The organism is Oceanisphaera avium (genome assembly GCF_002157875.1).
GTDB classification, from domain to species: domain Bacteria; phylum Pseudomonadota; class Gammaproteobacteria; order Enterobacterales; family Aeromonadaceae; genus Oceanimonas; species Oceanimonas avium.
In genome coordinates this window covers 2,425,776-2,450,451 of sequence record NZ_CP021376.1, presented here as the reverse complement: position 1 = coordinate 2,450,451, position 24,676 = coordinate 2,425,776, and the positions used below count along the sequence as shown (strand labels likewise).

Here is a 24,676-nt window from a genome sequence, read left to right as displayed (position 1 = left end):
TGCACCATTCAAGCCGTTAACGGCATTTATAAGGACGACACTATGGATGTGGTCATTCAAGCTCTGCCTTATTTATGGCAAGGTCTGCAAGTTACACTTAAAATTTTTATTATCGCCATTAGCTTAGGCTTTGGCATTGGTTTAATACTCGCCCTATTACGTTTATCGCCTATTCCTCCTTTACGTTGGCTGGCTAAAATTTTTGTCGATATTATTCGCGGCACCCCTATTTTAGTGCAGCTGTTCTTTATCTATTTTGGTTTAAACTCATTAGGCTTTATTAGCCTAGATCGGGAGTCGGCCGGTATTTTTACGGTGGCCATTAATGCGGGTGCCTATTATTCAGAGATTATTCGCGCCGGTATTCAATCTCTAGATAAAGGCCAAAATGAAGCCGCACGCTCTTTAGGTTTAACCAGTAGCCAAAGTATGCGCTATGTTATTTTACCGCAGTCTTTTCGGCGCATGTTACCGGCCTTTACTAATCAGGCCATTATTAGTTTAAAAGATACTTCTTTGTTATCGGTGATTGGTATTGCGGATTTAACGCAAAAGGGACAAGTACAAATTGCCGCCACCTTTAAAGCCTTTGAAATTTGGATTGCCGTGGGCGCCATGTATTTTGTAGTGATTTACATGCTCTCTTTATTATCTAGCTATCTAGAGCGGAGATGTCGGCTGCCATGAATATTATTCAAGTACACAGCTTAAAAAAATCCTTTGGCACTAACCAAGTGCTTAAAGATATTTCTATTACCATTGCCGAGAAAGAAGTGGTGTGCGTGATTGGCGCTTCTGGCTCAGGCAAGAGTACCTTTTTACGCTGCCTAAACCGATTAGATGACATTACCTCCGGCCAAGTCATCATAGATGATCAAGATATTACCTCGCCCAGTACCAATATTAATAAAATTCGCCAAGAAGTGGGCATGGTGTTTCAGCACTTTAATTTATTTCCTCATAAAACCGTCTTGCAAAACATTACCTTAGCGCCCATTAAAGCGCGCGGTGTTAACAAGGCAGAAGCGAAAAAAAATGCCTTAGCACTGTTAGAAAAAGTCGGCTTAGCAGATAGAGCAGAGGCTTACCCGGGAGAGTTATCCGGTGGGCAAAAACAGCGGGTAGCCATTGCTCGCGCTTTAGCGATGAACCCCAAGATTATGTTATTTGATGAGCCCACCTCGGCGCTGGATCCGGAAATGGTGGGTGAAGTGCTGGCGGTAATGAAGCAGTTAGCGTTGGAGGGCATGACCATGGTGGTGGTGACTCACGAAATGGGTTTTGCCCGCGAAGTCAGTGATCGGGTCGTGTTTATTCATGAAGGTAAAATTTTAGAACAAAACACCCCTGAAGCTTTATTTGATAATCCGCAACAAGCCCGCACTCAAGAGTTTTTAAGTAAAATTTTATAAACACAGCGCCACGCTTTAGGTTAAACGCCGTACGTTAAAGAGAAAGCCCCTCCCTCTTTAACTTACGGCGTACCCCTCACCTTTCTCCCTCATCTCACACCTCACTTAACCTGCTTATTAAATCCGCTTTCTAACAATTATTTGTTGCGACACTTTGCCTAAAAACGCTACACTTTCGCTCCTAATCACAAACGATTATCACACGCATAATCAAACAGGATGCTGTTATGCCCTACCCTAAACTCATGCTGGCTGCGGCCATGGGTGCACTACTCACTGGCTGTGCTCAAACTAACCCTACGCCCCAAGTTAGCCAACGCCAAGTGGTGGAGCACTATGCAGATCTTGGCCATGCGGTCTATCAAGACTCGCTAACCCGTGCTGAGCAGCTCAATCTAGCGATTAAACAATTTTTAGCAGAACCCAGCGAGCAAAGCCTAAGCAATGCGCGCACTGCGTGGATTGCGGCGCGCGTCCCTTACCAGCAGTCAGAAGCGTTTCGCTTTGGCAACCCCGTTGTAGATGAGTGGGAAGGTCAGCTAAATGCTTGGCCGCTCGATGAGGGCCTAATCGATTATGTGGCTCCCGGTTATCAGCATGAGCTGGGTAATCAAGGCGCTACTGCCAATATTATCGCGAACAAAGTATTACAAATCGGTGGTGAGCGCTTAGATGTTAGTACTCTTACTCCTGACTTATTAGCCAGTCTCAATGAGCTAGCCGGCTCCGAAGCGAACGTGGCCTCGGGCTATCATGCCATCGAGTTTTTACTGTGGGGGCAAGATCTAAACGGCACGGGTGCGGGTGCCGGCGAGCGCCCTTATACCGATTATGTATTAGGCAAAGAGTGTACTAATGGTAATTGCGATCGCCGTGCTGACTATTTGCAAGCGGCCAGCGAGCTCTTAGTTAGCGACTTAAGCTGGATGGTTGAACAGTGGCAAGCCACAGACAGTGATAATTATCGTGCCGAATTAACTGCTCTGCCTGCTAGCGAGGGCATGCGCCGCATGTTATTTGGTATGGGCTCTTTATCACTAGGAGAGCTGGCCGGTGAGCGCATGAAAGTCGCCTTAGTAGCTAACTCAGTTGAAGATGAGCACGATTGTTTTTCTGATAACACGCACAACTCTCACTATTACAATGAAAAAGGCATAGTGAATCTGATGTTTGGTGAGTACCAACGAATCGATGGCAGCACCTTACAAGGCCCCTCATTATTGCAATTAGTGGCCCAAGAGGATGAAAGTGCCGCTAAGAAAATTGATGCCCAAATGCGTACTAGTGAACAAGCGGTTTACCAATTAGTGCAATCGGCCGAAGTCAATAATGTGCACTTTGATCAGTTGATTGACGCCAATAACAGCAGTGGTAATCAATTAGTGCAAGACGCCATCGACGCGCTCGTTGAGCAAACACGGGCCATTGAGCTGGCGGCCAACACCATTGGTATTACTAACCTCAGCCCAGACACCGCTGATCACGAATTTTGATCTGTTGAACGTGAAACGTGAAACGTGAAACGTGAAATAATGGCCTAACACCTAGCTCACAGCAATCACACCGCAAAAAAGCGGTGTGATTTGCTCCTCGCTCCTCAGCCATTTCATCTTGGAATAAATATGTGGTTACGACTCACAACTACCCTCTTATATGCCAGCTTGGCGTTCAACACTCAAGCAAACCCGCTGCAATCGGGTGGTAAAACCAGCACCGATAAGAGTGGTAGTAGCGCTTTTTCCATGCCTGCTAGTAATTTAAGCTTTGATAAACGCCTCGACTTCTCAGTAGGCAATAGCTTTTTTAGAAACCCTTGGGTGACAGCTCCGGCCACTACCGATGCCCGCGACGGCTTAGGGCCGTTATTTAATACTAATGCTTGCCAAGGTTGCCATATTAGAGATGGTCGCGGTCATCCGCCGCGCTTTAAAGGTGATAATGCGGTGAGCATGTTAGTGCGCTTATCCATTCCTGCCACTGACAGCCCAGAGCATCAACAAATATTACGTCAGCAAGGGGTAATTCCCGAACCCCATTACGGTGGCCAATTACAAGATATGGCCATTCCCAACGCCAAGCCAGAAGGTAAGGTAAATATTAGCTATACCTTACACACCCTGCGCCTAAACGATGGCACTAAGGTTGAGCTAAGACAGCCCCACTTAACGGTTACTGATCTCAATTACGGCGCCCTTCGCGAGGATACCTTATATTCCGCGCGTATCGCGCAGCCTATGATAGGACTGGGATTACTGGAAGCCATTCCTGAGTCGGTATTACTTGCTCGCCAAGACGCTGATGATAGTAATCAAGATGGCATTAGCGGCCGCGCTAATAAAGTGTGGGACAACCACGCCGGCAAAGCCGTTATGGGACGTTTTGGTTGGAAAGCCGGCCAACCCAGTTTACACCAACAAAATGCCAGTGCCTTTGCCGGTGATATGGGCCTAACCTCGGCCTTATTCTTAGCCGACGACTGCATGGTAGCTCAAGAATGTGCGCGTTTTCCTAATGGTGGCGAGCTGGAAGTGAGTGAAGATATTCTAGACTCGGTGACATTTTATAGTCAGCATCTAGCCGTGCCCGTGCGCCGCAACATGGATAAGCCTGCAGTCAAAGCCGGTGAGCAATTATTTTTAGCACTGGGTTGCAGCAGCTGTCATATCCCCTCTTACACCACAGGCCAACACGCCAGCCCCGCCTTAAGTAAGCAAAAGATCTATCCTTATACCGACTTACTACTTCACGATATGGGCGAGGGGTTGGCCGACAACCGCCCCGAGTTTTTAGCCAACGGTCGAGAATGGCGTACTCAACCCTTATGGGGCCTAGGCTATGCCGCAGAAGTTGCCGGCAGTGACGATGCCTTTTATTTACACGATGGCCGAGCACGCACGCTGTTAGAAGCCATTCTTTGGCATGGTGGTGAAGCCGAAATAGCTAAACAAAGCGTGATGGCTGCCAGCAAGAATGAACGCGCGCAACTAATCGCCTTTTTGGAGTCACTATGAAGCAGTCTTTATTCGCCTTTGGCCTACTAAGCAGCGCCCTCATCGGCTTAACGGCTTGCCAAAGTACAGCCCTCACTGCCCACGACGCCCAGCTGCAAGCACTAACTGACCAGCACCTCATACTCATGCGCCACCAAGCAGACTCTCTAGCCGAGCAACTTACGCAACTTAATAGCGCTAGCCATGAGTATTGCACCACGCCCAGCCCCGCCAATTTACAGCAAGCTAGACAAGATTGGCGCCAGAGCTTCGCCGCTTGGTCCGCCATTCAAGGCCAAAGTGGTGGGCCACTGGACGCCGCGGGTTTAAGCTATGCTTTTCAATTTTGGCCAGATAAAAAAGACACGGTCGCTAAGCAGGTACAACGAGAGCTCGCTGCGGTCGCGCAAGGTTCAGCCACCCCAGATCGTGGCGTAGTCACCACCTTAAACGCCGTGGAATACTTACTCACTCAAGAGCTGAGTGCTGAGCAACGCTGCCTATTGCTGCCAGCGATTAGCCAGCAATTAGTCAATAATGCCCATTTGCTACAAGCCGCGTGGCACGACCCTAGCGGTTATCAACACCAGCTCAGTCAAATGCAGCAACAAGGTGGCGAGACTGCCTTACTCACTCAAGCCATCGCACAACTGGCGCACGGCTACGACCGTCTAGAAAAGAAATTAGTCTTGCCCCTTAATACCGCCAGCAATCCGCGCCCCATGTTTGGGGAAACGTGGCGCAGCCAGCAATCGTTATACTTTTTACGCACCAGTCTCCTTGCCCTACAGCAAGAATACCACCAGGGTGGACTGCGCAATTATTTAGCTAATACTCACCATCAAACTCTGGTCTCCCAGCTGGATGCAGCCTTTAGCGATGCTTTGGCGCATTTGCCCGCCGGCGATAGTTTAGCTCAGTGGTTAACAGGTGACGATTACGCCCAATTATTGCGCTTTAAGGTGTCATTAGACCAATTAGGCAGCCAGTTAAAACAAACGCTACCTAGCGAGCTGGGCTTAAGCCTTGGCTTTAATGCGACGGACGGTGATTAATGCAGCGCCGGCAATTTTTAAAAACACTTACCGCAGCCGGCGTATTAAGCAGTTTAGGATTATTAGGTTGTAGTGCCCAAAGCCAAACACCCGCCCGTCGCGCCTATGTCATTGGCGGCGGACGGCGAGCAGCTGAGCAATATGTAGCACAGGCACTTAATATGGATGGCAGCTTGCGCTTTGAGCTGGCGCTGCCTGCCCGTGGCCATGGCATTACTGTGCATCCTTCTTTACCACTTGCAGTGTGTCATGGACGCCGACCAGGGCAGTTTATGTGTTTGTTTAATCATGCCAGCGGTGAATTACTGCACACTCTTGATGCCGAGGCTAAGCGCTATTTTTATGGCCATGGAGCTTTTAGTGACGACGGCCAAACGCTTTATACCACCGAGGGCGAGCGCCATACCAGCCAAGGCATCATTGGCGTGTATGCCTTAAGGGCTAACCGCCTTACCAAGATCAATGAATTTACCGGCTTTGGGATCGGTCCTCATGAAATTCGTTTATTGCCCAACGGTAACTTAGTGGTGGGCGTTGGCGGCGTGCACACCCTAGGTCGAGAGCCGCTTAACCTGAAGACAATGGCCCCCAGTCTGACTTATTTAAGCGCCAAAGATGGCCAAATTTTAAGCCAAGTCGGCTTAAGCGATCATAAACTGTCAATTCGCCACTTAGCCGTAACCGCCGACGGTGAAGTCTTTACCGGCCAGCAGTATCGGGGCGAGCCCCAAGACTATCCGCCGTTAATCGTGCGCCATAAGCTTGGCGAAAATGAGTTAACGCCTCTTGGCGGCACGCCGCTGCAGTGGGCGCGTTTTAATCACTACATCGCCAGCATAGCCGTCACTGATACTTTAATTGCCGCCACTTCACCACCTGGCAACTGTTATGGGCTATGGCACAGAGACAGCGGCGAGCTGATCCGTATCTCGCCGCTGCCCGATGCCTCGGGAGCCGCCGCCACGGCCGGCCAAATTTGGCTAAGTAGCGGCCAAGGGGGCATTAGCCAATTAGACATCAACGGTCGTGAGCAGCGCTTTTATTCTCCTTATCAATGGGATAATCACTGGGCACTGATTGACGCTTAAGCCACTAACAGTAAAACTAGCCGCCGATGGCTGTGCGCTTTCTTTTAGCTGGGCGCTATGTCTTATTTATCGCAGGAGTTTGTTAATGGATATTTTAAGTTGGATTTTCTTTGGTCTGATTGCCGGCTTTATCGCTAAGTTTTTAATGCCGGGCCGAGATGGCGGCGGCTTGATCATGACCATTTTATTGGGTGTAGCCGGCTCCTTTGTGGGCGGCTGGATTGGTAAAGAATTTGGTATTGGTCGTGAGTTTGGTTTTGGTACCGTGAGTGGTTTTAATGTGGCCAGCTTTTTCACCGCAGTAGTAGGCGCGCTAATCTTATTGTTTCTCTATCGCTTGGTGAAAAAATAGCGCTCGTCTCCTATGCTAGCGACTCGTTCTACACTGCGCTAAGGTAGCACCTTACTTTTACTTAATTTGCAGGAGCAAAGATGGCATCTTTAGTACAACCTAACCCCCAGCCTAAAGTAGGAGTGATTGCCATCGTCTGGCAGCAAGAGCAGGTGTTACTGGTTAAGCGTAAGTTTGCCCCGCATGCGGGTCATTGGGGTTTTCCAGGTGGCAAGTTGGAATGGGGCGAAACCATGAGCCAAGGTGCGGCGCGCGAATTATTAGAAGAAACGGCAGTACAGGCAAAGATGGATCACCCGTTTGCGTGTTTTGATGTCTTAGAAAACGCAAAAGACGGTCAATTAGCTCATCATTATGTGATGGTAGCGGTACGGGGCGAGTATATTAGTGGTCAGGCCCAAGCGGCCGATGACGCCGAAGCGGTAGGTTGGTTTTCACTTGACTCCCTACCAAGTCCTTTATGCCCCGATTTAGTCGAAATTTTACAACGAGCACGACACGCATAATTTATTGCCCTTAACGACCGCAGCGACTGACTAGGAATTCAGTTTTGGCGGTTATTTTTTTCTGTTTTTTCAGATGCTTTGTCTAAAATATGCCCGCCTCTTGGCTCTGGCTTTCTCATGTATAGAGCCTCTTCCCTTAATTACCCATCTTTAAAAAAAAGCGCTAATGCGGTGATTTACTAACAATAAATACTAGAAAATCGGTAATTATTTCGCTATCTTTACCCGCACTCGATGTTGTCTCGACCGCTGTTAGGTCGTTGCACCTGCTAGAAACTCGACTAGTTAGGAATATTAATACCTCACTAATTGTGTGAATAGCTATGCGAAAAAAGTGCACATTTAGGGTTTCTTCCGCTCGCTCGGCCTCCTCTTTATGATCAGAGCCGTTGCCTTCCCATCAAACGGATGCCAATGGCGTCGTTTGTCGAGCGTGTCCTACAGATAGCGCGCTTTATCGCTATTTTTACTCACTTAACCTCTAAAGGGCCTTATGAATATCGAAACCGCTACAGAGCAACAATCAACTCAGATCAAAACACGTATCGAACATGACTTACTTGGCGATCAAGCTGTACCCGCTCACGCCTTATATGGCATTCAAACCCAGCGTGCCAAGCAAAACTTCGATATTACCGGCATGCCCATTAGCCATTTTCCTGAGCTAGTCAAAGGCTTAGCCATGGTGAAAGCAGCGGCCGCCCGTGCTAACCACAGTCACGGTTTATTAACCGATGACAAAAACAATGCCATCCAAGCAGCCTGTGCTGAGCTAATTAATGGTGAGCACCATGAAGAGTTTATCGTAGACCTTATTCAAGGCGGCGCCGGTACTTCTACTAATATGAATGCCAATGAAGTTATCGCTAACATTGGCCTAAAAAAATTAGGCTTTGAGTATGGTCAGTATGCTCACTTACATCCTAATAACGATATTAACCGCTCGCAGTCTACTAACGACGTTTATCCTACCTCTGCGCGCCTGGCTATCGTGTTTGCCGCTCAAGAGCTGATGGTCACGGTAGCTAACTTAAAAGAAAGCTTAGCGGCTAAAGGTCAAGAATTTGCCGACATCTTAAAGATGGGTCGGACCCAGATGCAAGATGCGGTACCGATGACCTTAGGCCAAGAGTTTGATGCCTTTGCTGCCGACTTAGCCGCAGAAAACGCCAGCATAGATGAAGCTTGCTTGCAGTTATGTGAAGTGAATTTAGGCGGCACCGCTATCGGTACCGGCATTAATGCGCCAGCGGGCTATGCTTGCTTAGCAGTCAAAGAGCTGGCTGATATTAGTGGCTTGCCCGTGCGCTTGGCACCTAACCTCATTGCCGCCAGCTCTGATATGGGCGCCTTTGTTACCTTCTCTGGCACGCTAAAGCGTTTAGCCGTTAAGCTATCAAAGCTAAGCAATGACTTGCGCTTATTATCTAGCGGCCCGCGTACCGGTTTTGCTGAGATTAATCTGCCCGCCATGCAGCCTGGCTCTTCTATTATGCCCGGTAAAGTTAATCCCGTTATTCCAGAAGCCATGAACCAAACTGCGTTTCAGGTAATGGGTACGGATATGACCATTACCATGGCCGCCGAAGCCGCGCAGTTGCAGCTTAATGCCATGGAGCCATTGATCATTTATAACCTGTTGAATAACTGTCGTATCTTAAGCAAGTCTATTCATATGTTGGATGAGCTGTGCATTCGCGGCATTACCGCTAACGAAGAGCGCTGTACTTTCCATGTAGAAAACAGCATCGGTATCGTCACCGCCTTAGTGCCACACATCGGCTACGATAACGCCAGTCGCATCGCCGGCCAAGCGCTATTAAGCGGCTTAGGTGTGGCAGAATTAGTACTTAAAGAAGAGCTGTTAACTGAAGAACAATTGGCAGAAATCTTATCACCCCGAGCCATGATCCACTGTGGCTGAGATACCTGCGAAGTAGGAAGAGTGAGGAGGAAGGTGTGGCGTGAAGCGTGAAGCGTGAAGCGTGAAGCGTGAAGCGTGAAGCGTGAAGCGTGAAAAAGCTTAAAGAAACTCCTTCCTCCGCACCAATAAAAAAGGCTCCTATCTAGGAGCCTTTTTTATTGGTGCGGAGCGAATGGGTAAAACGTGGGGAGTAAAAGCTAATAAAATCAGGCTTTGGCTCTTCACTCTTCCCGCCTCACAGTCTTTTAAAGACTGGCCAGCAATTGCCATAAATCTGCTTGCATAGCACCTGCAGTCACTGCGCGCCCCGCTCCTGGCCCTTGAATCACTAACGGGTTTTGTCGGTAATGAGTGGTCTCTATGGCATAAATATTATCGCCAGGGCGCACATGGGCAAAGGCATGATCGCTAGCCACAGTGGCTAACCCTACCTCGGCCTCTCCTAGCGTCGTGTTAAAGCGAGCAATGTGGCGCAATTTAGCGCCGGCCTGTTGCGCCTTAAGCAACTGCTCTGCCATGGGCGCATCTAATTCACTTAAACGCTCAAAAAAGGTGTCTTTATCAATGGCCATCAATGACTCGGGTACCAAGTTTTGCACTCTTACTTCATCGGGGTCTAAATCAAAGCCCGCCTCGCGCGCCAAAATCACTAGCTTGCGCTGTACATCTTGACCGTTGAGATCTTCTCTAGGGTCGGGTTCGGTTAAACCTTGCTGCCAAGCTTGTAATACCAGCTCAGAAAAAGGCTGACTGCCATCAAAGTGTTGAAACAGCCAACTTAAGGTGCCGGAGAAAATGCCACTGATCTCACGCACGGCTTCGCCCGAATGCTGCAACTGCTTTATGCTGCTTTGTACTGGCAAGCCGGCTCCCACAGTTGCATTACCTAAAAATTGTACATCATGTTCAATTAAGCTTTGCTTAAGCGGCACATACTGATTTTGCGGCGCGGCGCCGGCTAGTTTGTTAGCTACGATTAAATGGATGCGCTGTGCAACCAATGCCGGATAATAGCGCACCAGCTCAGCAGAGGCGGTAAAGTCCAGCGCCACTAATTGATCAAAGCCGTGCTCAGCAATCTCTTCTAACCAGTTAGGCCATTGCACAGGCTCTGGCTGAAAATCATGTAATACTTGCTCAGCACTTAAGCCTTCGCTAGAGAGCACGCCTCCTTGAGAGTTAAAAGCACCAAACAAGGTTAATTGTACATTAAGCTGCTGCTCAAGATGGGCTTGCTGAGCTTGGTATAGCTTAAGCCACGCTTGGCCTATATTACCGCGGCCAAACAGAATTAAGCCAATGCGTTTAGGGCGGCTAAAAAGGCTATTATGCAAGCGCTGTAATAAGGGCTCTAACACCATTTTTCGCACCACACTCACTAGGCTTAAGCCATTTTTAGCGGGCTGAATAAACTCCAGCGGTTGCTCATTGAGTGCATGATAAAAATGCAAACACTGCTCAGGCTGGGAAGTCACTCCTTTACCGACCAAGGCCACCAGTGAAAAGCCTTCTCGTTGTTGTAAGTCTTCGAAGCCACCGGCAGGTTGGTGATCGCGCAATAAGGAAAAAGCTTGTTGCGCTTGCTCTGGGGTATAAGCAATTTGCCATAGTTTACGCTCAGGGCGGCGTTTACAGGCTAAGGGCACTAACTCACGGTGGGTTAACCATTGCGTTAGCGCATTGACGCGCTCTTGGTAGCGATCTGAAATACTCATTTCAATCAGTACGGTATCGTCCACTGAAGTCACGATACGGGCGCCAGGATCGCGAGGATCGTGGCGCAAAATACGGGTTTGGCCATCGCCTGGATGATAACTGCTGCGCAGTAATAATTGTTGGCGACTCTCTACTACCGGGCCAAGAGTACGATGGTGTAATACTGATGAACCGAGTCGGGCTAGCTCAGAGGCTTCGGCCAACGATAACCGAGATAACAATTGCGCCTCTGATACCCGCCGCGGATCAGCACTAAACACCCCCGCCACATCACTCCAAATAGTGGTGTGCGAGCTATCTGCTAAAGCGCCTAGTAAAGTGGCGCTAAAATCTGAGCCATTACGCCCTAATAAACGGGTACGCCCTTGCTCGTCACTGGCAATAAAGCCGGTCACCACTAACCGCTGCTCTGGGTAGCGCGCTAATAGCTCGGTTAATAACTGGCGAGAGCGGTCATCGTCTACTTGTACGGGTGAGCCAGATACTCGTAAAAAATCGCGAGCATCAATGGCTACGGCAGGTAAATCTTGGCTACACAAGAGGGCACTTAATAAGCGCGACGACCATAGTTCGCCAAATGCCTGAATAAAATTACGCTGATGTTCATCAAGTCGTTGGCTTTCTAAGACATAAGCGATGGTATTAATATCTGCATCCAAGGCCGCTTGTAAGGGGTGCCCAAGAGGCTCGGCTAGCGTACTGGTTATTAGCGCTTGCTGATAACTGTAAATACCTTCTAGCGTAGTGGCGGCGGCACTGTCTCCACTATCAAATAAATTTAATAGCTCAATTAAGCGATTGGTGGTCTTGCCCGAAGCCGAGACCACTATCAGAGCATCGGCGGGTGCTTCGCTGCGAATAATATCAGCCACCCGCTGAAACCCAGGCGCGTCGCTTAAGCTACTGCCACCAAATTTATGCACGCCCCGTTGCTGAGCAGGCAGCCCTTCTTGGCTTGGATGCAAAGTCATTATTAGTTGAGTACCTTAAATCCGTTTTCTAAGTCGGCAATGAGGTCTTGAGCATCTTCAATGCCTACCGATAACCGTAGCAGTTGATTACTAATGCCGGCCGTTAACCGATCAGCTTCTGGCATAGCTGCATGGGTCATGGTGGCGGGATGGGCAATTAAGCTTTCTACACCGCCTAAAGACTCCGCCAAACAAAACAGCTGCAGCTCGCCTAAAAAGGCGCGCATGCCTGCCTCATCGACATTTAACTCAAAGCTCAGCATAGCGCCAAAGCCTTTTTGTTGGCGCGCAGCCACCTCATGACCCGGGCTGTCGGGTAAGCTTGGATGATAAATAGCTTTTACTTCGGAGCGAGTCTGCAAATACGCTAAGATAGCATCAGCGTTTTCACAGTGTTGGCGCATTCTTACGCCCAAAGTACGTAAGCCTCGTAGCGTCTGATAGTTATCAAAGGCCGGACCCGTTACGCCTAAGCAATTAGCCCACCAGCGCAGCTCTTCGGCCAGCTCAGCGTCGGCGGCGATTACAGCCCCACCTAAGGCATCAGAATGGCCATTAATATACTTAGTGGTGGAGTGCACCACTAAATCGGCACCAAGCGTTAACGGCTGCTGTAAAATGGGCGATAAAAAGGTGTTATCTACCACGCTCATGGCACCCACTTCCCTAGCGGCGCTACACAAGGCGGCAATATCGACGACCCGCAGCAAGGGGTTAGAAGGCGTTTCAATCCACAGCATCTTGGGCTTTTTTGCCATGGCGGCGGCCATAGCGGCGGCATCGGTTTGATCTACGTATTCCACTTTAAAGTGGCCTTTTTTAGCAAAGGCATTAAATATTCTATGGGTGCCACCATAGCAGTCGTGCGGGGCAATTAATAAATCATCGCTGTTAAGCTGCGAGGTAATAATCAGGTTAATAGTACCAGTGCCATTAGCCGTTACTGCGCCACCGGCGCCTTTTTCCAATTTAGTGAGCGCATCAATTAAAGTTTGGCGAGTAGGATTGCCCGAGCGGGCATAATCAAAACGGCGCTGTTTACCAAAATTTTCAAAGGAAAAGGTGCTGGTTAAATAGATGGGGGGCACGACGGCACCGTGCTGAGAATCCGTGTCAATGCCGGTACGAACCGCATGAGTTTGAGTCTGATAATCTGGCATTTATTCTCCTTTGCCCCGAGGCGGCTTAATTATAAAAGTCACTATTGCTTTCGCGCACAGTAACCCAGCGCAAGCGAGACGTCAAGCCACCTAGACGGCCAGGTGTTTAAGCTGTTGGATTGCCAATATAATGTGTAAGAGTTACAATCTTGCTCGAATTTTTAACCTTGATGCGGGTAGATAATGAAAACTGATTGGAACGGCGACTATATCAGCCCTTATGCCGAGCACGGCAAAAAAAATGAACAAGTAAAAAAGATTACCGTGTCTATCCCTCTCAAGGTATTAAAGATACTAACCGATGAGCGCACCCGTCGACAGGTTAATAACTTGCGTCATGCCACGAATAGCGAATTATTGTGTGAAGCTTTTCTGCATGCCTATACCGGACAACCGTTGCCTGATGACGAAGACTTGCGCAAAGACGTGCCTGATCAAATCCCTGCCAGAGCGCGCGATATTATGGCAAAACTTGGCATTGAAATTGAAGACTTCGAAAGCGACGAACAACTATAGCCGCACTAAAAAAACCGCAGACTACTAATTTTCGTCTGCGGTTTTTTATATTTGTTATTTAGGCCGCTAAGTAGCTAATACCTAATAGTCGCCATTACCTTCTGGCCTAATGAGAATTTGTGACCACCTTAGCTCAGGATCCCCAAGCGTAATAAAATTGGGATTAATTAAAGTGTGGCGCAAATTATAAGTTAAAGGCTGCAGGTACAAATCGCGAATACGCCCACCTGCTTCTTCCACTATGCATTGTGTCGCTCCGGTATCCCACTCACCCGTAGGGCCAATACGCATATAAATATCCGCCCCGCCTTCTGCCACTAGGCAAGACTTTAAAGAGCTGGAGCCAAGCGGTACTAACTGGTAATTAATCTCATCCGTTAAACGGGCGCGTACCCAATCAACATTTTGGCGTCTACTTACCGTAATGCGCAGTGTCTCTAATGACTGGCGACTATCGTAATGGCTGGCAAAGATACGTTGCACCTGCCCCTGACTTTCTTTGAATGCACCTTGGCCACGCACCGCGTAATACAGCAAGTCATTAACAGGACCAAATACCACGCCCAACACCGGCTCACCCTCTGCCATTAACGCAATCATGGTAGAAAAATCGCCACTTCCAGCAATAAACTCTTGAGTTCCATCCAGCGGATCCACTAGCCAGTAATAAGGCCAGCTTTTACGCTCTGCTAGCGAGACTTCACTGCCTTCTTCCGATAGTACCGGCACATCGGCAATATCGCGCAGCGCCTGTTGTAAAAACTCATGAGCGGCTAAGTCGGCATCTGTTACCGGACTATTATCATCTTTATTAAGCGCTTTATAATCACCACTATTATAAAGCGATAAAATCAAGGCACCCGACTGGCGAGCAGCAGCAATAACACTGGGCAACAAGGCAGAAACATCCATATTTACTCCTTTTTATCGAGCCACATTTGCAGCCAACACCCACACCGTGAGATACATCTTATCCACACTCGAAGTTGATTTAATAAAATAACTCACACCTCACAAAAAGCTAAGGTTCATCTTTTTAGCAAAGCACTGCGCTTTAAAAACTTAACAACCTGCAAGCTACTTTACTGTAATCGCAGTTTGCCAGAAAGCACTAGCTAAAAATATAAGTGAGCCGGCATAACCGATTGCTGCTCACATTTAATACGATTAAAGAGTCATTTTGTCTGTGATTTCCTGTTGTGGCTGCGATTAGCTATGATCACCGAGTTTTAGCGAGGCCTTAGCTTGCCAAAGAGGATGACTAACCACTAAATTAAGAGCCAGCCTAAAGGCACCTCTAACACAGGCATAACAATATAAAGGAGCAACAAATGAATGATAAAAGTTTAATACAACGTGCCGTGGACTTGGCATGCGAGAGCGTGGCACAAGGCGGAGAGCCCTTTGGCGCAATTTTAGTCCAAGACGGAAAAGTATTAGCCGAAGCCATGAACCAGGCCCATGTGGATCACGACCCCACCGCTCATGCAGAAATTCAGGCACTGCGTATCGCTAGCCGTGAACACGCTCGCTTCACTCATCCGGGTAGCATAATGTACGCCAGTGGAAAGCCTTGCCCTATGTGTATGGCAGCCATGGTTAATGCCGGTGTAGAGCGGGTAGTATTTTGCGCCGATGATGAAATTGGCGGGCCCTTTGGTTATTCCACTGAACAAGGCTACGCTCGTATGCAGCAGTCCTTTGGCCAACAGGGTGCCAAGGTTGAGCACTTACCCATAGACGAACAGAGTAAACCTTTCACTCTTTACGCTGAAAAAAATCCCGCCTAATATTTTGGCAGGCTCAGAGAAAGTAAAAGAGCCTGCTATTAATTGTTAATAAAATACTAAATCTATTTATTATTTAAGCTTTGACTTGGAATTTTATTTGAGCACTGTATGATATTCCAGCTTTACAAGATTACGTATCTTTTTTTCCGCAAATGAGTTTTTAATAACTTGCTGCTCGGGTGACCAATCTTATTATTGGCATACCTACACGTCTGCCTGCTGTTATATAACTACTGAGAATGTGAACTTTAAGATTCAATTGTTAACTTTTACTTGGATATATTATATATGAAACCGTTTGTTATTGTTGCTACAAAAGGCAGAGCAAAAGAAACCAAAGTATTATTAGATTATTTGTTGAATCAAAGTCTTATGCCGCACTATGTAGTGGTTGTCGGTAGCGAACAGAGTGATATCGAAGGTTTAGAAACTCATCCTTTTATAGAGCAAAAAAAAGGCGAGCTGGTTATATCTAACGCGGGGTTATGTATTCAACGAAATGCAGGTATTGAGACCTTGCTAACTACTCAGCCTGAATTAGCCGTAGAGCAAGATTGGTTCGTCACATTTTTTGATGATGATTTCCGACCCGCCCAGAACTGGATAGCTGAGGCACAAAAATACTTTACTGAGAATACTGACGTGGTCGGTATTACAGGTTTAGTTTTAGCGGATGGAGTTCATCTTGAATTCGGTATTCCTGAGGAAGAGGCTCAGAACTACTTAACGAGTCAGTCAGCAGATACCCATGAGAAACCAAGCGCTGTGCAGGGCTTATATGGCTGCAATATGGCGTATGCAGGTAAGATAATGCAACTGCAAAGATTCGATGAAAACTTACCCATGTATTCTTGGCAAGAAGATTACGACTTTGCCCACCGAGCACTTAAGTATGGTGTCTTACGAAAAGTGTCCGCTACTAAAGGTGTGCATTTAGGTACCAGCAATGGCCGTACTAGCGGAGTTCGTTTTGGCTACTCGCAAATTGCCAACCCGCTTTATTTAATCAAAAAAGGCAGCATGCCTTGGCCGGCTGCGGTTAAGCTAATGAGCAAAAACGTGGCGAGCAACTCGTCTAAGACATTACGAGGCGTGCGAATTAAAGATTACTCCGGTCGCTTAAAAGGCAATGCACGCGCCATTTCCGATTTGATTAGAGGTAAGCTTAATCCGCTTAATGTACTTAACCTTTAATCTTAGCTAAAAAATAGAGAACGCATTAGTCTATGGCGCTCTCTTTTATTATTTATAGAATAATAATGTAATTCAATTAACTACGGTTGTTTAATGGTTGTTGCTTTATATATTTAACCACTTAAAAAATATAACAATTTAAAGCTATTGCTCTATTTATGAATACCATTTTTAATCTTAGTTAATTACTTTGCATTGCTACTGTTAAGCCAGTTTTGTAATAAATATAAGCCACAAATACTGCGCGCCTCGCTAAAATCGGGGTGCGCTAATAAATCATACAATTTGTCTAGGCGCCATGGCACCACTTCTAGTGGCTCAGGCTCATCGCCTGCTCGCCATTCTGGGTATAAGTCTTGCGCCAATAATATATCCATACGGCTACCAAAATGGCTAGGTGCTAGCGTCACTTGCTTTAAAGGTGTGAGTTGTCGCGCACCATAGCCCACTTCTTCCATCAGCTCTCGGTTGCCTGCTTCAAAAGCATTTTCACCCGGGTCTATGAGCCCTTTTGGAAAACCCAATTCATAACTGTCGGTGCCGGCACAATACTCACGAATTAATAATAGGGTGTCTTTGTCTAATAGGGGCACTAGCATCACAGCGCCATTGCCGCCGTTTCTCATGCGCTCGTAGAGGCGCTCTACCCCATTACTAAATCTAAGATGCACCGACTCCACCTTAAATAAGCGACTTTGTGCCACTAACTCAGTGTGTAAAATTTGAGGTTTTTGTTTGTTATCGCCCACTGCTCACATCCTCTATCGGCTAGCTCTATTAAGAGCTTATCCTAACTAGGCGCATGCGTCTGCTCAGCATATTCGGTTCAGCAGGCTAGCACAGCCAATTAAGGTGGCATCTGTTATCATTATTTGTCAGTCAACAAGCAAGATGGACGAGATGAACACAATCATAAGCAAGGTGCGATTAGATAAATGGCTGTGGGCGGCTCGGTTTTATAAAACGCGCAGCATAGCGCGCGCTATGATTGAAGGAGGTAAAGTGCATTATAATGGTCAGCGCACTAAGCCCAGCAAAATAGTAGAAATCGGCGATACTATTAAATTACGCCAAGGTGACGACGAACGAGAAGTTCAGGTACTCGCCCTAAGCGAGCACAGAGGGAAAGCTGAGCAGGCGCAACTCTTATATGATGAGACGCCAGAGAGCATTAAAAAACGTGAGCTCAATGCCGAGGCGCGTAAACTTAATAATCAATTTACCCCCAGCCCACAACGCAAGCCCGATAAAAAAGAGCGTCGTTCTTTGCTAAAAGTTAAGCATGGTCAAGAATAAGCCCTGCGGGGAGCTTGCAGCACTAAGCTAAAGACAATTAAAAACAGCAACGAGCTGGTCGAGCCCAATTTTGATGCATTTATTCTGCTGCAAGTAGGGTTTATCTTTAACATAGACCGTAAGGCACTCTCAGCTCTTGTTAGTTACGAACTTGCCCCCATATTTATTAGGTAACCGCTTACAGCACCCTTCATAGTGCCTCAAGCCCAGACAGGATTTTTATGACTCATATAGACACATTGCACCGCTATCTTTTTGATAACTATCAAGTTCGTGGCGAGCTGGTTCAGTTACAGCACAGCTATCAACAGGTGCTGGCTTCTCAAAGCTACCCCGCTCCGGTGCAGCGCTTGCTCGGTGAATTGCTTACCGCTACCAGTTTACTGACGGCCACACTTAAGTTTGAAGGCCATATTACCGTGCAGTTGCAAGGTGATGGCCCTGTCTCATTGGCGGTTATTAACGGAGATAACTTACAGCAGCTACGGGGTGTCGCACGCTGGGAAGGGGAAGTGCCCGATTCCGATACGCTGTCTAAAATAGTGGGTAAAGGGTATTTGGCCATTACTATTACGCCTAATGAAGGCGAACGCTATCAAGGGATAGTGGAGTTAGGCGAGCACTCCTTAAGTGAGAGCTTAGAAAATTACTTTGCTCAATCTGAGCAGCTGACTACGCGCATTTGGCTATTTACCGACTTAAGCCAAGACACACCGCGCTGTGCCGGCATGTTGCTGCAAGCTTTACCAGACGGCCAAGGAGAAGAGTTTTCACATCTTGAAGCCCTTACTCAAACCATCAAGCCCCAAGAACTTCTTAATTTAGATGCCCATGAAGTGCTGTATCGACTCTACCATCAAGAGTCAGTGCGCGTCTTCGATCCGCAAGCCGTGAGTTTTCAATGCACGTGTTCACGGGAAAAATGTGAGCAAGCGTTGTTGCAAGTAGGAGAAGCAGAAGCGCAAGATATCCTACAAGAACAGGGGAAAATTGAAATGAACTGTGATTATTGCGCTCAGCAATACCAGTTTGATCAAGACGATATCAGTGCTTTATTTAGTGAGCCACCCACTCTTCACTAATCTCTTAAACAACGGCACCCTTAATAACAGTGCAAGCCATTATTTGGCTTGCACCTGACCTAGGCGCTTATCACTGCGCTCCCACACACCCAGCCACTCTTGTACTTGCTCTGCCGGCATGGGCAGCGCCACGCCATAGCCTTGAATTTGAAAGCAACCCAGCTCTTGTAAGCGGTCACTTTGTTCGTGCTTTTCCACGCCCTCAGCGGTCACGCCGAGCTTTAGGGCTGCTGCTAATTGAATAACACTTTGTACCAAGCTGACATGGCGCTGATTAGTGAGTAAGTCACTGATAAAGCTGCGATCAATTTTAATGGCATCTAAGGGCAGCTGGTGAAGATGATTTAGCGAGGCGTGTCCTAGGCCAAAGTTATCTAAGGTGGTACTAACGCCTAAATCTCGACAGCACTGTAAAACTGCCATAGCAGCTTGCACATCACTTAATAGGGCCTTTTCTTGAAACTCCAGGGCCAATAAGCGGCTAAAGGAGCTCGGATAAAGCGCGAGCAATTGGCTAAACTGATTAACAAAATCTTTATGCAATAACTGCCCTGTCCCTACATTAATACTCACTGTCAGGGTCAGCCCTTGCGCTTGCCAAAGCTGTAACTGCTCGAGTATTTGCTTAACCACCCACAGCCCTAGCTCAAGCTCTAAATAGCTACCGTTTAACACGGGTAAAAAATCCGCCGGCGCTAATAAGCCCAGTTCAGGATGAGACCAGCGTAAAAGGGCTTCCAGTCTAATGACTTGTTGCGTTTTTAAGTCAATGGCAGGCTGGTAGTGAAGTAAGAACTCACCTCGGCGAAATCCTTCTTGCAACTGCTCAAGGCGCTGGGTGGCACTGCGTGCTTGCTGTTGTAAGGTCACATCAAAAAAGACATAGTCGTTTTTACCTTGCGCCTTAGCTTGATACATCGCTTGATCCGCATAGCGCAATAATAACTCTGCCTCATCGGCATCTTGCGGATATAAGGCCACTCCAATACTTGCGGAAATTGTCACTACTCCCTCATCTAGGATGACGGGTTCACAAATCACTTTTTTAACACGCTGTAATATAGAGTCACATTCTTGTTTTGAGTTTAGCCCGCTAAAGAGCAATACAAACTCATCCCCGCCTAAACGCGCCACCGCATCACAGCCTCGAGTAATTGCTGCCAAACGCTGACTGACTTCTATTAACAGGTTATCTCCTGCGGCGTGACCAAAGCTGTCATTGACTAATTTAAAGCCATCTAGGTCTAAATAGCAGACCGCTAATTGGCTCTGGTTACGCTGGTTGGTAGTAATAGCGCGCTCTAATAACTCACCAAATAATAAACGATTAGGAATACCTGTAAGCGAGTCGTGAAAAGCTTGATGCTTAAGATTATTTTCATGCTGCTTTAAATGAGTGATGTCAGACAAGATAGTCACATGGTTTACGACCTGTCCTTTTTCATCGCGCACCACAGTCACAGCTAAGCGCAAGATGCATTGTTCGTCATTTTTTCTGCGCCCATTCAGCTCACCATGCCAATAGTCTTGAGTTTTAAGTTGCTCGCGTAACGAGAGATAAAACTTACTCTCAAAAACTATATGAGTGGGCTGATAGGGACTGCGGCCAATAATATCTGCTGGCGTAAAACCAGTAATACGCGTAAAAGCCGAGTTAATATGGGTAATGCGATGATGAGGATCAGAAATAACGATACCATCATAGCTGGACTCAAACACATTAGCCGCCAAACGCTGCTCATTAAGCGCTTGGATTTGCTGGCTAATATCATGGCCAACGCATAACGCCCCGCCATGTGGCAAGCTAACGTGTGCCCATAAGATAGTCAGTCGCTGCCCGGCTCGATTAAAAGGTCGCCATTCTACAAATTCAGAATGGTTACTGGTATGCAAGGCACTAATCATTCGCTGGCGCTCTTCGCCATCGGGGTAAAATAAAAGAAAAGGCGAAGGGTGACTTTTTATTTCTGCTCGGCTCCAGCCAAAGGTTTTTTCACAAGCTTGGTTCCATAAAATACAGCGCCCCTGTGCATCAAAGGCATTCACTAAAATAGGCGCTTGGTGAAACAACTGTTTTAATCGTTTAAATAATCCCCCTGAACTCACTTCAGGTACAGGTCTTTCTTCATTATCAAAGCCATGAGCCGCAGCACCATACCAGTGCTGCTCTTGCCACAATAGCGCTCCTTGTAAAGCCAATATATCTAAAAGGCTAGTTTGCTCATCCTTTAAACTAAGAAACGAAGGCGCCGCGGGCTGATTGTTAACATAGGTTAGCAATAATAAAGCGGTTAGCTCACCTCGTTTAATAGGAATAGCCACATAATTATTATGTGGCTCTTTTGGCTTATCAAGTAGCTGATAAAACTGATTTTCTTTAAGTAACTGACGATAATCGTCCTCAGACCAAATACTAGGCTTATGGTCGCTGGCGATAACAGTAATAGTGTTAGTAGCGAAAAAAATAAAACACGCTTGCTGAGCGTTAGTTAGCACTACTATTTGCTGGCAAAGCTTGCGCCACTCATCGCTTTGTTGAACAACGAGCACTATGCCATCACTAATGGTGGCGTCTTCTTTTCCTTGAGAGCGCATATTCCTACTTATAATAATGGGCATGTATGTGCGAAAATAAGCCAATCTTTAAGGTAAAAGCATTTTAAAGTTTAAGCTTAGTGGTTTTAGTTTTATACCACATAAATAAGATGAGTTCATATAAGACAAATGGTTATTATTATTCTTTATTAAGCATCCAATATTCATCTTTAAATGAAATTAATTTATTAGCTAAAATAACTCGCTACATTAGCAAGGTTGCAAATGATCAGCATAATTAATATAAGGCGCTTTTAAAAACGGCTAGTCAGTTAGGGCAATAAAAACCAATTCATATATTTATCTTCATGTTAAACAACAAAGTGCCTCATTGAGAGGCACCTTGTTATTTAACCAAGTTTAAAATAAGCACAGTAGGTAAATTTAAATTATTGCAGCTTATAGTTCCAGCTTTTAAGCCATGCCGGGACATGAGCAGCTGGCATAGGCTGAGAAATACCAAACCCTTGCACTTGAGTACAACCTAATTGTAAGAGACGCACGCCTTGAGCAGCTTCCTCTACTCCTTCGGCCATCACATTGAGCTTAAGGGCGGCGGCCAGCTGAATAACACTGGTAACCATACTCAGATCATGCGCATTGGATAATAGATCGTTAATAAAGCTACGATCTATTTTTATGGTATCAATAGGAAGCTGGTTAAGATGACTTAAAGACGAATAGCCGGTACCAAAGTTATCAATAGACATGCTGATCCCCAGATCACGACAGCGCTGTAGCGCATCTACTGCCGCATTAATATCTGCTTGAATCGCACTTTCTTGAAACTCTAACTCCAGCTGACTAGCAAAAGAAGCAGGATAAGCACTTAATAAGTGTGCTAACTTAGGCGTGAAATTGTCATCTAACAACTGACCGGCACTCACATTAAAACTAACCTTTAAAGTCAGTCCTTGCTGTTGCCATATCTCTATTTGCTTAAGCACTTCTTCAATGACCCAAACTCCTAGCTCCAGCTCTAACGCACTGCCCATCACTATTGGTAAAAAATCGCTTGGCGTGCGCAGCCCCTGCTGAGGATGCTGCCAGCGCAATAAGGCTTCAAGACGCACTACGCGCTGGGTATGGAGATCAATCGCGGGCAGGTAATATAAACATAACTCCCCCCTTGCTAAGCCTTGGCTAATTAAGGCTAATTGCTGGGCATGGCTATGTTGTTCATAAGTTTGGCTCTCATCAAAAAAAACATAGCCATTTTTACCCTGTTTTTTAGCTTCATACATGGCTTGGTCTGCATAACGCAGCAATAACTCGGCTTCATCGGCATCTTCTGGATACAAAGCCACGCCAATACTGGCCGATACTTTAACCTGTTCACCTTCAATATAGGTCGTCTGATTTATAATATTGTGCACGCGCTTTAGTATTTCTTCTCCTTCTTCAATCGAGTGCAAGCCAGTAAATAGCAAGGCAAACTCATCGCCGCCTAAGCGCGACATTGCATCACAACTTCGAGTAATTGAGCCTAATCGCCGGCTCACCTCTATTAATAACTGATCTCCCGCCGCATGCCCCAATTTATCATTCACGGCCTTAAAACCATCCAAGTCTAAATAACACACTGCTAAGCGCCCTTTATCGCGTTCTGCACTGGCAATGGCTCGCTCTAACAGCTCACCAAACAGTAACCGATTAGGGACTCCTGTTAGGGCATCATGAAACGCTTGATGGCGTAACTGCGCCTCATGCTGTTTTAAATAAGTAATATCCGTAAATATAGACACATGACTCAGCACTTGTCCGGCGTCACTTTTAACGGCAGTAACGGCCAGTAACAATGAATAGCTCTCACCGTTTTTTCGTAATCCCGTTAGCTCTCCTTGCCAAAAGTCATGGCTTTTAAAATGTGCCACCAGTTCGAGATAAAGCTTACGATCGGCGGGTAAATATTTTAATAAGTCGGGATAGCGCCCTTTCACTTCATCAAGTTGATAACCTGTAATGCGGGTAAAAGCGGGATTAATATGAGTAATACAATGATCAGCATCCGTGACCATAATGCCGTCGTAGCTGGACTCAAAGACATTGGTAGCCAAGCGCTGTAAATGCGCTATTTCATGTTGCACACTCATATCATGGCCCACACATAAGGTGTCGCCATTGGGTAATTTAATGTGCGCCCACAGCATAGTGAGGAGCTGGCCGTTACGATGGCGCAGCTGCCACTCTTTAAATTCAGAGTTACATTCCCCATTGAAGGCCGCTTTTAATTGTTGTTGCTCTTGCTCATCGGGATAGAATAATTGTAACGGAGCAGGATGCTGCTTAATCTCAGTTTTAGACCAGCCTAAAACTTGTTCACAGGCTTGATTCCAAAAAATACAACGCTGGTGTTCATCAAAGGCATTAATGGGAATGGGCACATCATTAAATAGCTTTTTTAGCCTTTTAAATAACCGCCGTGAGCTCTGTTCTTTTCTATGCTTATTGGCCGCCGCGGTATCTACTTTAAGCAACTGCGGCGCCGTTTGTTCTTGATACAATAGCGCCGCATAGGTGGCTAAGGTATTAAGCAATAAATACTGTGTTTGGCTAAGCTTAGGTGCGCTAGCGGCAAAATGAAGCACCAACAACCCTTGCACCTTAGCCCGAGCAATAGGAATAGCCATGTAATTCTTCAGCGTACTGTTAGGTGCTGCTAATGCCTGATAAAAGCTCGCTTGGCGCCATATTTGCTGATAGTCGGCCAAAGTCCAAGAGTCTGGCCTAGTTAGCTTTGCCTCGGGAATTATCTGAGGTGTTGTGCTTACACCGGCAAAAAACACAAAACGAGTATTCAAAGCCCCACAGCTGTAGCTGGCTTGCTGGCATAACTGTTGCCAGTCCAACTCAGGTGTCGTGATGTGCAAGTTGGCGGGGCGCGCCCAATCATCCTGATTATGTTGCAGTCGCATATCCATGCCTATTATTTTTCTAAAAAACGATTCTCAAAGGCCGCCGCTGATAATAAGCACGGCTCACAACTAGTTTGAGATAAAGTGACACTAAGAGTAGGACAGTTTTTAGGT

General features: G+C 46.7%; 20 protein-coding genes. 14 read left to right on the top strand and 6 right to left on the bottom strand.

Going from position 1 to position 24,676, the window contains the following annotated elements:
• Positions 1-42 precede the first annotated feature (42 nt).
• From CBP12_RS11220 to CBP12_RS11180, 9 genes are all read left to right on the top strand, one after another.
• Entirely contained in the window at positions 43-687 is a 645-nt protein-coding gene (locus tag CBP12_RS11220) for an amino acid ABC transporter permease (RefSeq protein ID WP_086964512.1), read from the top strand.
• A complete protein-coding gene (locus CBP12_RS11215) occupies positions 672-1,412 on the top strand; it encodes an amino acid ABC transporter ATP-binding protein (RefSeq protein ID WP_269765817.1) in 741 nt (246 codons plus the stop codon). Before CBP12_RS11220 ends, CBP12_RS11215 begins: the two co-directional genes overlap by 16 nt.
• Before the next feature lie 227 nt (positions 1,413-1,639).
• Positions 1,640-2,905, top strand: a complete 1,266-nt coding sequence (locus CBP12_RS11210) for an imelysin family protein (RefSeq protein WP_086964511.1) — start codon at positions 1,640-1,642, stop codon at positions 2,903-2,905.
• Between the two features lie 129 nt (positions 2,906-3,034).
• On the top strand, positions 3,035-4,423 hold the full coding sequence (locus tag CBP12_RS11205) for a di-heme oxidoreductase family protein (protein ID WP_086964510.1): 1,389 nt from the start codon (positions 3,035-3,037) through the stop codon (positions 4,421-4,423).
• A complete protein-coding gene (locus CBP12_RS11200) occupies positions 4,420-5,457 on the top strand; it encodes an imelysin family protein (RefSeq protein WP_086964509.1) in 1,038 nt (345 codons plus the stop codon). The genes CBP12_RS11205 and CBP12_RS11200 overlap by 4 nt, the downstream gene beginning before the upstream one ends.
• Positions 5,457-6,545 (top strand): DUF1513 domain-containing protein, encoded by a 1,089-nt coding sequence (locus CBP12_RS11195; protein WP_086964508.1) that lies wholly within the window; start codon positions 5,457-5,459, stop codon positions 6,543-6,545. Before CBP12_RS11200 ends, CBP12_RS11195 begins: the two co-directional genes overlap by 1 nt.
• An 85-nt stretch (positions 6,546-6,630) precedes the next feature.
• Entirely contained in the window at positions 6,631-6,897 is a 267-nt protein-coding gene (locus CBP12_RS11190) for a GlsB/YeaQ/YmgE family stress response membrane protein (RefSeq protein ID WP_086964507.1), read from the top strand.
• A gap of 80 nt (positions 6,898-6,977) precedes the next feature.
• Entirely contained in the window at positions 6,978-7,403 is a 426-nt protein-coding gene (locus CBP12_RS11185) for an NUDIX hydrolase (protein WP_086964506.1), read from the top strand.
• Between the two features lie 493 nt (positions 7,404-7,896).
• The gene (locus CBP12_RS11180) at positions 7,897-9,327 is read left to right on the top strand and encodes an aspartate ammonia-lyase (protein ID WP_198341804.1); all 1,431 of its coding nucleotides are present in this window, start codon (positions 7,897-7,899) and stop codon (positions 9,325-9,327) included.
• A gap of 245 nt (positions 9,328-9,572) precedes the next feature.
• Here CBP12_RS11180 and metL read toward each other — a convergent pair whose 3' ends face one another.
• Positions 9,573-12,014 carry a bifunctional aspartate kinase/homoserine dehydrogenase II gene (metL, locus tag CBP12_RS11175; RefSeq protein ID WP_086964505.1) on the bottom strand — a complete coding sequence of 814 codons (2,442 nt, stop codon included), beginning with the start codon at positions 12,012-12,014 and terminating at the stop codon, positions 9,573-9,575.
• 2 nt (positions 12,015-12,016) lie between these two features.
• Positions 12,017-13,174 (bottom strand): cystathionine gamma-synthase, encoded by a 1,158-nt coding sequence (metB, locus tag CBP12_RS11170; RefSeq protein WP_086964504.1) that lies wholly within the window; start codon positions 13,172-13,174, stop codon positions 12,017-12,019.
• A gap of 183 nt (positions 13,175-13,357) precedes the next feature.
• On the opposite strand from metB, the gene metJ reads away from it, so the two are divergent.
• A complete protein-coding gene (metJ, locus tag CBP12_RS11165; protein WP_086964503.1) occupies positions 13,358-13,690 on the top strand; it encodes a met regulon transcriptional regulator MetJ in 333 nt (110 codons plus the stop codon).
• Positions 13,691-13,771: 81 nt separating this feature from the next.
• On the opposite strand, the gene cysQ is transcribed toward metJ, so the two are convergent.
• The gene (cysQ, locus tag CBP12_RS11160; protein WP_086964502.1) at positions 13,772-14,602 is read right to left on the bottom strand and encodes a 3'(2'),5'-bisphosphate nucleotidase CysQ; all 831 of its coding nucleotides are present in this window, start codon (positions 14,600-14,602) and stop codon (positions 13,772-13,774) included.
• 419 nt (positions 14,603-15,021) lie between these two features.
• On the opposite strand from cysQ, the gene CBP12_RS11155 reads away from it, so the two are divergent.
• Entirely contained in the window at positions 15,022-15,480 is a 459-nt protein-coding gene (locus CBP12_RS11155) for a nucleoside deaminase (protein WP_086964501.1), read from the top strand.
• 288 nt (positions 15,481-15,768) lie between these two features.
• Positions 15,769-16,674: a glycosyltransferase family 2 protein gene (locus CBP12_RS11150; RefSeq protein ID WP_086964500.1), complete on the top strand. Its 906-nt coding sequence runs from the start codon at positions 15,769-15,771 to the stop codon at positions 16,672-16,674.
• A 185-nt stretch (positions 16,675-16,859) separates the two neighbouring features.
• Here the strand turns inward: CBP12_RS11150 and nudE are convergent, their stop codons facing one another.
• Positions 16,860-17,423 carry an ADP compounds hydrolase NudE gene (gene nudE, locus CBP12_RS11145; protein WP_086964499.1) on the bottom strand — a complete coding sequence of 188 codons (564 nt, stop codon included), beginning with the start codon at positions 17,421-17,423 and terminating at the stop codon, positions 16,860-16,862.
• 151 nt (positions 17,424-17,574) lie between these two features.
• Here nudE and hslR point away from each other — a divergent pair, with 151 nt between their 5' ends.
• Together hslR and hslO are read left to right on the top strand one after the other, a co-directional pair.
• Positions 17,575-17,970: a ribosome-associated heat shock protein Hsp15 gene (gene hslR / locus CBP12_RS11140; protein WP_198341803.1), complete on the top strand. Its 396-nt coding sequence runs from the start codon at positions 17,575-17,577 to the stop codon at positions 17,968-17,970.
• A 221-nt stretch (positions 17,971-18,191) separates the two neighbouring features.
• Positions 18,192-19,052, top strand: coding sequence for an Hsp33 family molecular chaperone HslO (gene hslO / locus CBP12_RS11135; RefSeq protein WP_086964497.1), 861 nt, complete (start codon positions 18,192-18,194; stop codon positions 19,050-19,052).
• A 39-nt stretch (positions 19,053-19,091) separates the two neighbouring features.
• On the opposite strand, the gene CBP12_RS11130 is transcribed toward hslO, so the two are convergent.
• Complete coding sequence (locus CBP12_RS11130; RefSeq protein WP_198341802.1) at positions 19,092-21,647, bottom strand: putative bifunctional diguanylate cyclase/phosphodiesterase; 2,556 nt, start codon at positions 21,645-21,647, stop codon at positions 19,092-19,094.
• Positions 21,648-22,036: 389 nt separating this feature from the next.
• A complete protein-coding gene (locus tag CBP12_RS11125; RefSeq protein ID WP_086964495.1) occupies positions 22,037-24,562 on the bottom strand; it encodes a sensor domain-containing protein in 2,526 nt (841 codons plus the stop codon).
• Between the last annotated feature and the right edge of the window lie 114 nt (positions 24,563-24,676).